The organism is Methylobacterium sp. FW102-HT35C08, from assembly GCF_058790235.1.
This window is the reverse complement of record NZ_JBYTCL010000002.1, coordinates 1,781,406-1,796,033: the sequence shown is the minus strand read 5'-3', so window position 1 is coordinate 1,796,033 and position 14,628 is coordinate 1,781,406. Positions and strand designations below refer to the sequence as shown.

Annotated in this window: 10 protein-coding genes; 5 read left to right on the top strand and 5 right to left on the bottom strand. The window is 71.1% G+C overall.

The window, feature by feature from the left end; genetic code table 11:
* Positions 1-4 precede the first annotated feature (4 nt).
* Positions 5-3,283, bottom strand: a complete 3,279-nt coding sequence (locus tag AC3WSN_RS08550) for a transglutaminase family protein (protein ID WP_492537286.1) — start codon at positions 3,281-3,283, stop codon at positions 5-7.
* A gap of 341 nt (positions 3,284-3,624) precedes the next feature.
* On the opposite strand from AC3WSN_RS08550, the gene AC3WSN_RS08545 reads away from it, so the two are divergent.
* Entirely contained in the window at positions 3,625-4,809 is a 1,185-nt protein-coding gene (locus AC3WSN_RS08545; protein ID WP_492543047.1) for a zinc-binding metallopeptidase family protein, read from the top strand.
* Positions 4,810-4,875: 66 nt separating this feature from the next.
* Here the strand turns inward: AC3WSN_RS08545 and mntR are convergent, their stop codons facing one another.
* Entirely contained in the window at positions 4,876-5,337 is a 462-nt protein-coding gene (gene mntR / locus AC3WSN_RS08540) for a manganese-binding transcriptional regulator MntR (protein WP_192709157.1), read from the bottom strand.
* A 168-nt stretch (positions 5,338-5,505) separates the two neighbouring features.
* Between mntR and AC3WSN_RS08535 the strand changes: the two genes are divergently transcribed.
* Positions 5,506-6,849, top strand: coding sequence for an Nramp family divalent metal transporter (locus tag AC3WSN_RS08535; protein ID WP_192709158.1), 1,344 nt, complete (start codon positions 5,506-5,508; stop codon positions 6,847-6,849).
* Positions 6,850-6,858: 9 nt separating this feature from the next.
* Here the strand turns inward: AC3WSN_RS08535 and AC3WSN_RS08530 are convergent, their stop codons facing one another.
* The 3 genes from AC3WSN_RS08530 to AC3WSN_RS08520 form a co-directional block, all read right to left on the bottom strand.
* The gene (locus tag AC3WSN_RS08530) at positions 6,859-8,547 is read right to left on the bottom strand and encodes a thiamine pyrophosphate-binding protein (RefSeq protein ID WP_492537284.1); all 1,689 of its coding nucleotides are present in this window, start codon (positions 8,545-8,547) and stop codon (positions 6,859-6,861) included.
* A 115-nt stretch (positions 8,548-8,662) separates the two neighbouring features.
* Entirely contained in the window at positions 8,663-9,007 is a 345-nt protein-coding gene (locus tag AC3WSN_RS08525; RefSeq protein WP_492537282.1) for an MliC family protein, read from the bottom strand.
* Positions 9,008-9,202: 195 nt separating this feature from the next.
* Positions 9,203-10,087, bottom strand: a complete 885-nt coding sequence (locus AC3WSN_RS08520; protein ID WP_192709161.1) for a LysR family transcriptional regulator — start codon at positions 10,085-10,087, stop codon at positions 9,203-9,205.
* A gap of 558 nt (positions 10,088-10,645) precedes the next feature.
* Between AC3WSN_RS08520 and AC3WSN_RS08515 the strand changes: the two genes are divergently transcribed.
* The 3 genes from AC3WSN_RS08515 to AC3WSN_RS08505 all read left to right on the top strand — a co-directional run bounded on the left by AC3WSN_RS08515 (position 10,646) and on the right by AC3WSN_RS08505 (position 14,613).
* Positions 10,646-12,094, top strand: a complete 1,449-nt coding sequence (locus AC3WSN_RS08515) for an HD domain-containing phosphohydrolase (protein WP_210331843.1) — start codon at positions 10,646-10,648, stop codon at positions 12,092-12,094.
* A gap of 9 nt (positions 12,095-12,103) precedes the next feature.
* Positions 12,104-13,129, top strand: coding sequence for a histone deacetylase family protein (locus AC3WSN_RS08510; protein ID WP_192709162.1), 1,026 nt, complete (start codon positions 12,104-12,106; stop codon positions 13,127-13,129).
* A 134-nt stretch (positions 13,130-13,263) separates the two neighbouring features.
* Positions 13,264-14,613 carry an MFS transporter gene (locus AC3WSN_RS08505; RefSeq protein ID WP_192709163.1) on the top strand — a complete coding sequence of 450 codons (1,350 nt, stop codon included), beginning with the start codon at positions 13,264-13,266 and terminating at the stop codon, positions 14,611-14,613.
* Positions 14,614-14,628 lie beyond the last annotated feature (15 nt).

The following is a 14,628-nucleotide window of genomic DNA, read 5'->3' as shown; positions in this document are numbered from 1 at the left end:
CCGGTCATTGCGGGGCCGGCGTCCGCAGGTCGAGGGTCAGCGGGAACTCCGCGCTCGATTCCGGACGGGGCATCTCGAGCCGGCCCGGCGTGTGGCCGTGCGGCTGGAACCGGGCGAGCCGGCGCCCCTCCGCCTCGTAGGCATTGACCGGATGGGTCTCGTAGTTGCGGCCGCCCGGATGGGCGACGTGATAGCGGCAGCCGCCGAGGGAGCGCCCGCTCCAGGCATCGAGGATGTCGAAGGTCAGCGGCGAGTGGGCCGGAATGGTCGGGTGCAGCGAGGAGGCCGGCTGCCACGCCTTGAAGCGCAGCCCCGCCACGGCCTCGCCGCCGCGGCCGGTGGAGGTCATGGGCAGGCGTCGGCCGTTGCAGGCGATGACATGCCGCTCGGGCACGAAGCCCTCGACCTTGACCTGCAGCCGCTCGACCGAGCTGTCGACGAAGCGCACGGTGCCCCCGCTGGTCCCTTCCTCGCCCATCACGTGCCAGGGCTCCAGCGCCTGGCGCAGCTCCATCCGGACCCCGCCCTGCTCGACCGTGCCGAAGACGGGGAAGCGGAACAGCGCCTGCGCCTCGAAGGCGACCGGATCGAAAGCGTACCCCGCCGCCCGCAGATCCTCCAGCACCGAGAGGAAGTCGGACCAGAGGAAATGCGGCAGCATGAACCGATCGTGGAGGTTCGTGCCCCAGCGGACACAACTTCCGGTCTGCGGCTCGCGCCACAGCCAGGCCACGAGGGCGCGGAGCAGCAATTGCTGGGCGAGGCTCATCCGCGCGTCCGGCGGCATCTCGAAGGCGCGGAATTCCAGGAGGCCGAGGCGCCCGGTCGGCCCGTCCGGCGAGTACAGCTTGTCGATGCAGATCTCGGACCGGTGGGTGTTGCCGGTGACGTCGACCAGGATGTTGCGGAAGATCCGGTCGACGAGCCAGCGCGGGATGTTGGGCGCGTCCGGGGCCGGCACCTGGGCGAGCGCGATCTCCAGCTCGTAGAGCCCGTCGTGGCGGGCCTCGTCCATGCGCGGCGCCTGGCTCGTGGGCCCGATATAGAGGCCCGAGAACAGGTACGAGAGCGCCGGGTGGCGCTGCCAGTACAGAACGAGGCTCTTCAGCAGGTCGGGCCGGCGCAGGAACGGGGAATCGTCCGGCGTCACACCGCCCATGACCACGTGGTTGCCGCCGCCGGTGCCAGTATGGCGCCCGTCGACCATGAACTTCTCCGCGCCGAGCCGGGTCTGGCGGGCCTCGGCGTAGAGGTCGGTGGTGATGGCGACCGCCTCCCGCCAGGAGGCGGCCGGGTGGACGTTCACCTCGATCACGCCCGGATCGGGGGTGACCTTGATCACGCCGATCCGCGGGTCATAGGGCGGCTCGTAGCCCTCGAGGTGGATCGGCAGGTTCAGCGCGGCGGCGGCCGCCTCGAGGTGGCCGGCGAGTTCGAGATACTCGTCGGCGCGCTGCACCGGCGGCATGAACACCCGCACCACCCCGTCACGGGGCTCGATCGACAGGGCCGTGCGCACTGCGACGCCGGTGATGCCGGAACCGTTGACCACAGACGCGCCGGGATGGCCGTCGGGGAGGGGCGGGCGCGGCTCCAGAGGGTCCTGCGGCTGGTAGTAGGGATAGTGCTCCGGCGGCACGTAGGGCAGCGACGACAGGGGCAGGCGGAAGCCCACGGGCGAATCGCCCGGCACCAGGAAGGCGGCGCCGCGCCGGAAATCCCACTTTTCCGAGATCCAGACCCTTTCGGCCTCGCCGTCCTTGCCGGTGGGTAGGCTCGCGAGCGGCAGGACGTAGCCGGCCGCCTCTCCGAGGCCCCGCGCGTAGACCCGCTTGATCCGGGCATCGAACTCCACCGAGCCCGACTTGGCGTCGGCCGGCGTGACGTTGACCGGCAGCGCCGCGGTCTTCTTCTCCCAGAGCTCGCCGTCCTCGAAGGCCGGGAAGACGTAGTCGGCGAGGCCGAGGCGGCGGGCCAGCGCGTCGGCGAACGCCTTGGCCTGCGCGATGGTGGCCGTGCCCGCCTCCCCGGGGGCGGCTTCCGGGGCGATCAGATCCGGGTTCCGCCAGATCGGCTGGCCGTCCTTGCGCCAGTAGAGCGCGAAGGCCCAACGGGGCAGGCTCTCGCCGGGGTACCACTTGCCCTGGCCGTAATGGAGCAGGCCGCCGGGCCCGAACCGGTCGCGCAGGCGCCGGATCAGCTGGTCGGCGCGGCCGCGCTTGGTCGGGCCGACCGCGGCGATGTTCCATTCGGGCGATTCGAAATCGTCCACCGACACGAAGGTCGGCTCGCCGCCCATGGTCAGGCGGACATCCTGCGTGGCCAGATCGGCATCGACCCGCTCGCCCAGCGCGTCCATCGACGCCCAGACTTCCTCCGAGAACGGTTTGGTGATCCGCGGCGTCTCGGCGACGCGGGTGATGCTCATTCCGAACTCGAAGGTCGTCTCGGCGGGCTCCATCGCCCCCGAGATCGGCGCGGCCGAATGGTAGTGCGGCGTCGCGGCCAGCGGGATGTGGCCTTCGCCGGTGAGCAGGCCCGAGGTCGCGTCCATGCCGACCCAGCCGGCGCCCGGCAGGTAGACCTCGGCCCAGGCGTGCAGGTCGGTGAAGTCCGCCGCGGCGCCGGTCGGCCCGTCGACCGCGGTCGTGTCGGGCACGAGCTGGATCAGGTAGCCGGACACGAATCGGGCGGCGAGCCCGATCCGGCGCAGCACCTGCACGAGCAGCCACGCGGAATCCCGGCAGGAGCCGCTCTTGAGCCTCAGGGTCTCGGCGGGCGTCTGGACGCCCGGCTCCATGCGGACGCCGTAGGCCGTCTCGCGGGCGATCTGGCCGTTGAGCGCCACGAGGAACTGGACGGTGCTGGGCTCCTCAGGGAGCTGGGCCAGCAGCGCCTCCATCTCGGGACAATCCGCGTCGACGGGCGCGAGATACGGGGCCAGCTCCTCGGCGAGGGCGGGATCGTACGCGAAGGGCCGGACCTGCGCGTAATCCTCCACGAAGAAGTCGAACGGGTTGATCACCGCCATGTCGGCGGTGAGGTCGACCTCGATCTTCAACTCGTCGGTCTTCTCCGGGAAGACGATGCGGGCGAGCCAGTTGCCGCTCGGATCCTGCTGCCAGTTCAGGAAGTGGTTGGCGGGCGTCACCTTCAGCGCGTAGGCCGGGACCTTGGTGCGCGCGTGCGGGGCCGGGCGCAGGCGGATCACCTGAGGGCCGAGGCTGATCGGCCGGTCGTAGCGGTAATGCGTGACGTGGTGCAGGGCGGCTTTGATCGACACGATGGCTCCGTCGAAAGGATCGAACGCGGTTCTCGATGCCGGTCCCGGGCGCCGGACCCCACCGCGCGGTTATGCGATACAGACGGCGTCACAAGCAATTTCCGTGCGGCGGGCGGCGCGGGTACGGATGCGTGCGGGCGGCGGCACGCCCTGACACGCCGTCATCCCGGGACTGCGCGGCAGGGCCCGGGATGACGGCGGCGCTGTTCCAGGCCATCGCCGGGCCCGGCGACATCGTGGATCCGGAACGCGAGCCCGGCGGTCCGGGCCGCTGGCAGGAACTTTGCCGCCCGGCCCTGCTTGACCGGCAGATGGGCCGGAGGCCGGCCCGGGACCGCACGATGAAGATCTTCCAGTGCCAGGCCTGCGACCAGCCGGTCACCTTCGAGGCGACCGGCTGCGAGAGCTGCGCGCGGCCGCTGGGCTACGTCTGCACGGTCCACGAGGTCTCGGCCCTGGAACCGCAGGGGCTCTCGGCCCATCCGCTGATGGGCGGCGCCCAGGTCTTCCACGCCTACGCGGATCCCGGCCGGCGCTACCGCCTGTGCAACAACGCGGTCTCGGCGGCCTGCAACTGGCTGGTTCCGGAGGACAGCCCCGACATCCACTGCACCGCCTGCCGCCACAACCGCGTGGTGCCGGACCTGTCGCAGAGCTGGAACCTCACCCGCTGGCGCCAGATCGAGGCGGCCAAGCACCGGCTGTTCTACTCGCTGCTGCGCCTGGAGCTGCCGCTCGCCACCCGCGCCCGGTACACGGACGGGCTGGCCTTCGACTTCCTGGTCGACCCCTCCGAGAGCTTCTCCGGCGGGACGCCGGTTCTGACGGGCCATATCAACGGCCTGATCACCATGAACATCGCGGAGGCCGACGACGTCGAGCGGGAGCGCCGCCGGATCCTGTTCGGCGAGCATTACCGCACCCTGCTCGGCCATTTCCGGCACGAGATCGGGCATTACTTCTGGTACCTGCTGGTGCTGAACAGCCCCTCTTGGGAGCCCTTCCGGGCACTGTTCGGCGACGAGCGCCTCAACTACGTCCAGGCCCTGCAGGACCATTACGCGAAGGGCGCGCCGGCCGATTGGGACGAATCCTACGTCTCGGCCTACGCCACCGCCCATCCCTGGGAGGACTTCGCCGAGACCTTCGCGCATTACCTGCACATCGTCGATACGGTGGAGACCGCCTCGACCTTCGAGCTGCACGTCCGTCCGCGCCTGCGCCATGGGCAGGCGGCGCCGACGGTGATCGACTTCGATCCCTACAACACGCTGGATCTCGACCGGCTGATCGCCGCGTGGCTGCCGCTGACCTACGCGATCAACTCGCTGTCCCACAGCATGGGCCAGCCGGCGCTCTACCCGTTCAAGCTGACGCCCACGGTGATCGCCAAACTCGCCTTCGTCCACGAGCGGATCTACGCCTCGCGCACCGGCACCCTGCCGGATGCCGGCGAGGCCGGGGCCGAGATGCTCCGGGCGGTGATCATGGGCCTGCGCCAGAAGGTGGCGGCGCCGACGGTGTGAGGGTAGGACGGCACGCCGTCCTTGCACGCGCAGCGAGGTAATCCGGTCGGCGGTCGGAGCGGCGCCTCACGTCCCCCCGCGCCGCTCCGCGAAGGCGCGGAACGCCTCGAGCGTCTCGGCGCTGACGTGGTGCTCGATCCCTTCGGCGTCCCGGCGGGCCGTCTCGGGGCTCACCCCCAGCGCGCGCAGGAAGCGCTCGACGATGCGGTGGCGCTCCCGGGCCTGGGCGGCCAGCCGGCGGCCGGCCTCGGTCAGGAACACGCCGCGATAGGGCCGCTGCTGGACGAACCCCTCCTCGCACAGGCGCTTCAGCATCTTGGCGACGGTCGGCTGGGCCACGCCGAGACGGGCGGCGATGTCCACCTGGCGCGCCTCGCCGCCGTCGCCGATCAGGTCGTCGATCAGCTCGACGTAATCCTCCACGAGTTCCGAGCGCCGTGCCTCGCGGGCCTGGCGGAAACTCTCCACGTGCCGCTCCGGATCGACCAGCACGGTCTCGGGCGAGCCCGGGTCGGACGGTTCCTGCATCGGCTTCCCCCTCTCGGCTCGCATGCGCCGCCCCGGCCCTGTCTAGCAAACACCGGTACCGGCAGGGGAGTCCCGTCAGACTCGCACAGACCCGCACGGAGACCTCTTGCATCCGGCGGCGACAGCCCCGAGTATAGCTCACGCTATATTTTTGAGGAGAGGGTGAGCATGGTGGCGCCGAACGCCGCGACGGCCTCCGGTGGTCCGGCGCCCGAAGGAGCCGCCCGCGGGGCGATGAGCCGGCGCACCGAGGGCGCCATCCGGGACGTCCTCGACGGCCGCCCCGGCGGCCGGGCCCGGTTCCTGCTGTTCGCCGGCCCCGCCGTGACGGCGTCGATCGCCTACATGGACCCTGGCAACTTCGCCACCAACATCCAGGCCGGGGCCCGCTACGGCTACGGCCTGCTCTGGGTGGTTCTGCTCGCCAATCTGACGGCGATGCTGTTCCAGGCGCTCTCGGCCAAGCTCGGCATCGTGACGGGCAAGAATCTCGCCGAGCATTGCCGGGACGCGACGACGCGCCCGGTGCGCCTCGCGCTCTGGGGCATCAGCGAGGTCGCCGCCATGGCCACCGACCTCGCGGAGTTCTTGGGCGGCGCCATCGGCCTGTCGCTGCTCACCGGCATGCCGCTGATGGCCGGCATGGCGATCACCGCGGTGGTCACCTACGCGATCCTGCTCCTGGAGCACGAGGGTTTCAGGCCGCTGGAGATCGCCATCGGCGCGATGGTCGGCACGATCGGCCTCTGCTACGCGGTCGAGCTCCTGGTCGCGCCGGTGGCCTGGGGCGCGGCCGCCAAAGGGCTCGTCACACCGAGGATTCCCGACGCGCAGGCGCTGACCATCGCGGTCGGGATCATCGGCGCCACCGTGATGCCGCACGCGCTGTTCCTGCATTCGGGCCTGACCCAGGGCCGGGGCAACCCCCGCACCGAGGCCGACCGGCGCCTGCTGGTGCGCTACTCGAACCGCGAGGTCGTGGTGGCTCTGCTGCTCGCGGGCCTCGTCAACATGGCGATGGTGATCATGGCGGCGGCGGCCTTCCATGTCGGCCACAGCGAGGTCGCCGAGATCGGCGAGGCCTACCGCACCCTGACGCCGCTGCTCGGGCCCGCCGCGGGTGCGGCCTTCCTGGTGTCGCTGCTCGCGTCCGGCATCTCCTCCTCGGTGGTCGGCACGCTGGCCGGGCAGTTGGTGATGCAGGGCTTCACCGGCTGGCGGATCCCGCTCCTCGTCCGCCGGCTCGTGACCATGCTGCCGGCCTTCGTGGTGGTGGCGATCGGGGTCAACCCGACGCAGGCCCTGGTCCTGTCGCAGGTGGTGCTGTCGCTGGCCCTGCCGGTGCCGATGGTGGCCCTGGTGGTGTTCACCCGCCGCCGGAGCGTGATGGGTCCCTTCGCCAACGGACCGCTCACCCAGGCGGCCGCCCTGGCCGGGGCGGCGGTGGTGCTCGGCCTCAACATGGTGCTGCTGGCGGCGGCCTTCGGGGTGCCGGTGCCGGGGCTGGAGTGACCGCTCCCCTCACGTCGCCCGCACCACCACCTCCACGAGGTTGGCGCCGCCCGACCGGATCCCGGCCTCGATCGCCGGGGCGATGTCGGCGGCCCGGGTCACCCGGCGGGCCGGTACGCCCATCGAGGCGGCGAGCGCCGGGAAATCGATCCGCGGATCGGTGAGGTCCATGGCGATGAAGCGGTTGGCGCGCACCGAGGCGTAGTGCGCCTGGCCCTTCATGAAGGTCTTGAGGATGTTGTACTCGGCGTTGTTGATCACCACGAAGGTGACCGGCAGCTTCTCGTGCGCGGCCGTCCAGAGGGCCTGCGGCGAGTACATCGCGGCGCCGTCGCCCACGACGCAGACCACGGGCGCGCGGTCGAGGCCCAGCGAAAACCCCACCGCGGCGGGCATGCCCCAGCCCAGCACGCCGCCGCGCATCGCCGCGTACTGGTGCGCCGAGGGGCTGTCGAGGAAGGTGCGCAGGTGGGTGAGCGTCGCGGGTGCCTCGTCCACGATGGTGGTCTCGGCCCCGACCGCGCGGGCCACCTCCCGGGCGGCGACCAGCGGGGCGATCACCGGATCCTCGAAGGCCGCATCCGCGGCGGCCGCGAGCGTCGCCCGCCGCTCAACCCGGGCGGTCACGGCTCTGGCGCGCAGGTCCGCGAAATCCTCGGCCCGGTCGGCGAGGCGGGGACCGAGCAGCGGCAGCAGGGCGTCCAGCGAGGCGCGGATATCGCCCACCGTCGACAGGGAAGTGGCGTAGGTGCGCCCGAGATCGCGCACGTCGGCCGAGAGTTGAAAGACCTGCACCCCCGGCGGCACCGCCGAGACTTCCGAGTAGAGCACGGTGATCAGCGACTTGCCGCCTAGCGCGAACACCGCGTCGTAGCGCCCGAGGATGTCGGCGATGGCGTCGGCCCGGGTCGGCAGGTTGCCGGCCCAGAGGGGATGCGCGGTGGGGAAGGGGATGTGGGCCGGCCAGGACGAGCCGTAGACCGGCGCCGCCAGCAGGTCGGCCAGCGCCACCATCTGCGCGGACGCGTCCGAAGCGTCGATCTCGTCGCCGGCGATCAGGGCGAGGCGCCCCGGCGCGATCGCGGCGAGCTTCTCGGCCAGCCGGTCGAGGGAGCCCGCCACCGCCCGCTGGTCGATAGTCGAGGTCTCGCCGGCCGGGACCGCGCTCATCGCCTCCATCACGTCCATGGGCAGGGACAGGAAGACCGGGCCGGAGGGGGCGGCCCCCGCATCGTGGAAGGCGCGGCGCAGCAGGATCGGGATCTGGTCCGGGCTGGTCACCTCCCGGGCCCACTTCATCACTGGGTCGGCGATGGCGACGAGATCGCCCATCAGCAGCGGGTCGGTCAGCGCGTGGCGGAGATCCTGCTGCCCGGCCGTGACCACCAGCGGCGTGCCGGAGACCTGGGAATTCACCAGCCCGCCCATGGCGTGGCCGAGGCCGCCCGCCGTGTGCAGGTTGAGGAAGGCGGGGCGCCGCGCGCCCTGCGCGTAGCCATCCGCCATGGCGACCGCGGTCGCCTCCTGCAGGGCGAGGATGTAGGCGATGTCGGGCGCCTCGGTGAGCGCGTCGATGAGCGGCAATTCGGTGGTGCCGGGATTGCCGAAGATGTAGCGGACCCCTTCCGAGCGCAGCACCTCTACCAGGAGGTCGGCGCCCCGGCGGCGGCCGGCATTCTCCACGGTCTCGATCGGCATCGTCCCAGGTCCCTCCGGCGGAATCAGCCGGGGAGGCTAAACCATGGGCAGACCAGGGCAATGCCGGCACCCCCGCCGGGTTCGGCCCCGAGGCCATCGGGTCGAGCGATCCGGCTCACCGGCCGGGCTGGGCTTCCGTGCAGGCGATAGGGAGCTTGCCCGCCTCCGTCCAGGTCACCGCGCGTCCCCGGCCGCGCAATTCGTGGTCGGCATCCCCGTACCGGATCCCATCCGCGTGCGGCAGCACGGGCAAGGTCAGCGCCGGCCCGCCGGGCGGTTCGACGACGGCCGGCGCGCTCGGATCGACGGTGTCGAACGCGACCACAAGGACCTGCCCGCTGGGGCACGCGAAGGCGACCCGGCGAAGGGCAGGGGCTGCGGCACCCGCTTGTGCCGCCGGGACGGCGAGTCCCGCGACGAGAAAGACGGCCATACCACCCCGTGCGAGCAAGGAACTCACCTGTCCTCCTGCGGTGCTGGTTCTGGCGGCTGTCCGGCACGCGGGAAGCGCCTCTCACGCAACGCCCGATATCGGGGAACGCGTCCTTGGGGCACCCCGGTGCCGCGCGTCTCGTGAGCCCCCCTGAGTTTGGGCCTGCCCGTCCGGGAAGGCAATTCGCCCCGATACCGGAACCACCCCGTTTCGGCAGCCTGCTCAGCTCCTGAGCTGCGCCACGAAGGCCTGAATGAACGCCGGCAGCCCGTCGAAGTCGCGCAGGCACAGGGTCAGGTCGCGCCGCGCCCAGGGATCGGCGAGGGGCACAACCGCGAGGGCGAGTCCCTGCGCGGCCCGGGCGGCCGCGCTCTCGGGCAGGATCGCCAGGCCGACGCGGGCCTCGACCAGCCGGCACACGGCCTCGAAGTCGCGCAGCTGCACCCGCAGGCGCATCGGCCGTCCCGCCCGCACCGCCTGAGCGACGAGGAACCGGCTGATGGCGCTGCGCCGGTCGAGGCCGACGAGATCGTGGTCGAGCACCTCGGCGAAGGGAATCGTCGCGCGGGCCGTCAGGGGATGGTCCCGGGCCGCCACCAGCACGAACCGGTCCTCCCGGAACGGGAAGGTCTGGAGCGAACCGGTATCGACCGTGCCGGACAGGATGCCGAGATCGGCCGCCCCCTCGGCCACCAGCCCGACGATCTCCTCCGAGGTGCGCTCGTCGATCTCGACGCCGATCCCGGGATGGGTGGCCAGGAAGGCCGAGAGCGCCTCCGGGAGGAATTCGGTGAGCGCATTGGTGTTGGCCAGGACCCGGATCTGGCCGAAGGCACCGCCCGAGAAGGCCGACATCTCCTCGCGCAGGCGCTCCACCCCGGCCATGACGTCCCGGGCATGGACTAGGAGCGCGCGCCCGGCCGGGGTCGGGCTGACACCCTGCCGTCCGCGCGTCAGGAGCGCGGCCCCGAGTGACTCCTCCATCAGCCGGATCCGCGTCGAGGCCGCCGCCAGGGCGAGGTTCGCCCGCGCCGCCCCGTGGGTGATGGAGCCGGCCTCGACCACGTGCCGGAACAGGCCGAGATCGGTGAGATCGAACCGCATCATCGCCGTGGCACCTTCCTGGCCTTCGGACCCGTCCCGCAGCCCCCGCGCCGCCGGACGGCCGCGCAGGCAAGCTCACCCATCGCGGATCCCGGAGCACGACGCCAGGGTCAGGCGCCTGCATCGATCCTGTTGATACCGTCCGGACAAACATCTACTATTTCTGCACATGTTTATCTTCTATCCGATATTAAAGTCACAATAAGTCTGCGTATATTCATTTCAAGACGGCTATTAAAACGGTTAATATCGGAACATCTGAAAATCCATTCGAGCGCACACGATTTATAGTTTTACGACGTGTTAAGACGGAGTCCTGCAACACTTACGTCCGGCCCCTGAAACCTACGATTCGATGACGGAACCGCCGATCCTCTGCGTCACCGCGCCAGATCACGCACATCCGCGGCGGCTCGGCGTCGAACCCGGTCGCCTGGCCAGTCCATCGGACGGCCGGTACGGCCGCGTCGGGTGCCTCGCAGGCAGGATTTCACCGCGGACCTCCGCCCTAATCCCTCTCATGCCGGCGCCTGGCGCGCCGGAGAAACGGCACGAGACCCCATGATAGACGCGCTCCTCGTCGACGACAGCGCGACCATGCGCCTGCGGATGCGCCGGCTGCTGGAGACCAAGCCCGGCGTCACCGTGACCGACCATGCCGATCCGGAGGCCGCGCTGGTCGAGGCGCAGATGCGGGCCTTCGACCTCGTGCTGGTCGATTGCCACATGCCCGCCATGGACGGAATCACCTTCATCCGGCGCATGCGGACCATCCCGCACTACGCACAGGTGCCCGTGGTGATGGTCACCAACGACATCTCGGACGCGGTGCGGCTCGCCGCCCTGGAGGCGGGGGCGACCGACTTCCTCGACAAGTCTATGCAGGGCGTCGAGCTGACGGTGCGGCTGCGCAACATGATCCGGCTCGCCAAGGCGGTGCGGCGGCTGGCCGAGCAGGCGGCCTGGCTCGACGGCGAGGTCGAGGCTGCCCTGCGCCACATGCGCGAGCGCGAGGAAGAGATCATCTTCCGCCTGGCTCTGGCCGTCGAGTATCGCGACAACGACACCGGGGACCACACCTGGCGGGTGGCCCGTTACAGCCAGATCGTCGCCGAGGGGCTCGGCCTCGCCCCGGATTTCTGCCGCAACCTGTATCTCGCGGCTCCGCTGCACGATGTCGGCAAGGTGGGCATCCCGGACGGCGTCCTGCTGAAGCCCGGCCGGCTCGATCCGGACGAATTCGCCCTGGTCAAGACGCATGCGGCCATCGGCAAGCGCATCCTGGGCGGCAGCGCCTCCGAGCTGATCCGCCTCGCCGCCGAGATCGCCGAATCGCACCACGAGAAATGGGACGGCAGCGGCTACCCGCAGGGGCTCGCCGGGACCGCGATCCCGCTCGCCGCCCGGATCGTCGCGGTGGCGGACGTGTTCGATGCGCTCACCACATCGCGGCCCTACAAGGAGGCGATGTCCTTTGAGGCGGCCATGGCCTGCATCCGCGCCGAGAGCGGCCGCCACTTCGACCCGGCCTGTGTCGAGGCCTTCTGCGCGCGCTGGCCGGATATCCGCATCACCGGCGGACAAGATCAGGCCGCGATCCGGCCGAGCGCCCGAGCGATCACCGAGCCCTGGGCGAGGGTCCCCACCCTGCTCCGCGAGATCGCCGCCGAGCCACCGAGCCCGTGCGGATGGCGCGTCCAGGAATGGCTCGTCCAAGAACGGCACGGGCCCGTCGAATCGCACGCGCGCGTCGGCCGGGAGAACGGGCCGGTGAACCATCTCCCGGTTCCGTCGTTGATTCCTGAGCCTCCGGAATCACCCGTGGAGCCCCGGCATGGACGCACGATGGATGACGCTGCCGGAGATCGCGCAGGCGCGCCGCATCTCTCTGGAAGCCGCACAACGCCTGGTGGACGCGACAGACTGCCCGAAAGTCTTCCGCAACGACGGCACCGTCTACCTCATCTGACTGCGTCGCGGACGGATGACGCGCGTCTCCGGGAGGCTTAACCTCCCGAGATGCGCATCTTCCATACGCCGGATTCCGCCCGTCATGACCCGGAGCGCTACTGGCGGCGCGGCACGCCGATCCCGCATCCCGAGCAGGCCTCCCGCTACGCGATCCTGCAGGAGGCGGCGCAGGCGGCCGGGCACGGCCTCGCGGCGCCCGGCGATCACGGCCTCGACCCGATCCGGGCTGTCCACGATGCCGATTACGTGACGTTCCTGGCCGAGGCCTGGACCCGGCGGGCGGAGATCCCGGGACTCGCCGACGAGATCCTCACCGGCGCCTTCGCCCGGCCGCAGATGCACCGGAAGCCCGCGGGCCTGCTCGGGCGCGTCGGCCTCTACATGGCCGATACCTCGACGCCGATCCGGGCCGGTACATGGGCGGCGGTGTACGGCTCGGCGCAATGCGCGGTGTCGGCCGCGGATGCGGCGCTGGAGACGGGCCATGCCTACGCCCTGTGCCGCCCGCCGGGCCACCACGCCTACGCGGATTCCGCGGGCGGCTTCTGCTTCCTCAACAACAGCGCGATCGCGGCCGCCCGGATGCTGGCCGCGACCGGCGGCCCGGTGGCGATCCTGGACATCGACGTCCACCACGGCAACGGCACGCAGGGGATCTTCTACGCGCGCCGCGACGTCCTCACGGTCTCGGTGCACGCGGATCCATCAGACTACTTCCCGTTCTATGCCGGCTACGCCGACGAGACCGGAGCCGACGCCGGTGCCGGCTTCAACCGCAACCTGCCGCTGCCGCCGGGATCGGGCGACCGTCCCTGGCTCGAGGCCGTTGAGGCGGGCCTCGCGGCGGTCGCCGCCCAGGAGCCGCGGGGGCTGGTGGTGGCCCTGGGCCTCGACGCCTCGGAGGACGACCCGATCGGCGCCCTGCGGGTAACCCGGGCGGGTTTCGCGGGGGCCGCGGAGCGGATCGCCCGGGCCGGGCTGCCCACCGCCCTCGTCCAAGAGGGCGGCTACCTGTGCGCGGCACTTCCCGAGAACCTCACGGCCTTCCTGGCGGCCTTCGACGCCGCGCGCTGAGCCCGGTCGAGCGCGACAGCGCGACGGAAATGTGACCCCGGAATCGCCCGAACCCGCGCCGACACGGCGTGGCCGACCTGTATACCAGGCCGGGGCGGGCGCCGGGGAGGCGCCCCGGGAGGAAGGAACGAGCCATGGTCGCGGGTGACGTCCGGCTGCGCGAGACCGCCAGCGCGCCCTGGCACGCGGGTCTCACCCGGCGCCATTGGCGCATCCTCTGGGGCAGCTATCTCGGCTGGATCTTCGACGGCTACGAGGCCGTGGCCCTGATCTACGCCCTGCGCCCCGCGCTGGCCTCGATCCTGACCCCCGAGCAGGCGCAGGCGCCGGCCTTCTACGTGGGGCTCGCCATCGGCATCACGCTGCTCGGCTGGGGGATCGGCGGCCTGATGGGCGGGATCGCCGCCGACTATATCGGCCGCAAGCGCATGATGATGGTGTCCATCCTGGGCTACGCCATCTTCACCGGGCTCACCGCCTTCGCGGAGAGCTTCACGCAGCTCGCGCTCCTGCGCTTCATCACCGGGCTCGCCATCGGCTCGGAATGGTCCACCGGCATCGCCCTCGTGGCCGAGACCTGGCCGAACCGGGCACGGCCGAAGGGCTGCGGCTTCCTGCAATCGGGCTTCGGCGGCGGCGCGGTGCTCGCCGCCATCGTGTGGGCGGTGCTGGCCGCTACCAACCCGATGGGCGACCAGTCCTGGCGGATCATGTTCGCGCTGGGGGCGCTCCCGGCCTTCGTCTGCCTGTACCTGCGGCGGGCGCTCGAGGAATCCGAGCAGTGGATGCAGGCGCTCAAGGCGCAGCGCTGGGCGGCCACCACGGAGGATGCGGCCCACGCCCCGCGGAGCGCGCAGCGCCCGTTCTCCCTCACGGAGATCTTCCGCGAGCCCGAGAGCCGCCGGCGGGTGCTGCTCGCCACGCTGCTGTCCTTCGCCACGACGGTCGGCTGGTGGGCGGTCTCGTCCTGGCTGCCGGCCTACACGGAGGGGCTCGCCAAGGCCGCGGGCGAGCCGGCCAATCTCTGGGGCCCGCGCATGGGCATCATCTACAATATCGGGGCGATCTCGGCCTACGTGATCTCCGGCTTCGTGGCCGACGCCATCGGCCGCCGCGCCTTCCTGCTGGTCACCTATGTCGGCTGCATCGCCACATCGCTCGCCTGCTATCTCTGGACCGGCGGGCTGATGCCGTTCATGGGGCTCGCCTTCCTGAACGGGTTCTTCACCCTGGGCTTCGCCTTCTCGTGGATGGCGATCTACCTCGCGGAGCTGTTCACCCCGGCGGTCCGGGCGACGGCGGCGAGCGTCGTGTTCAACGGCGCGCGGCTGATCGCCTGGATCTTCCCGATCATCGCCGGGCAGATTGTGACCGCCTTCGGAGGCGTAGCCGCAGCGGCACTGACGCTGTCCGGCGTCTACGTGATCGGCCTGGTCGTGCCGTGGTTCATGCCGGAGACACGGGGCCAGCCGCTGCCGGAATAGGTCGATCCCGTTTCT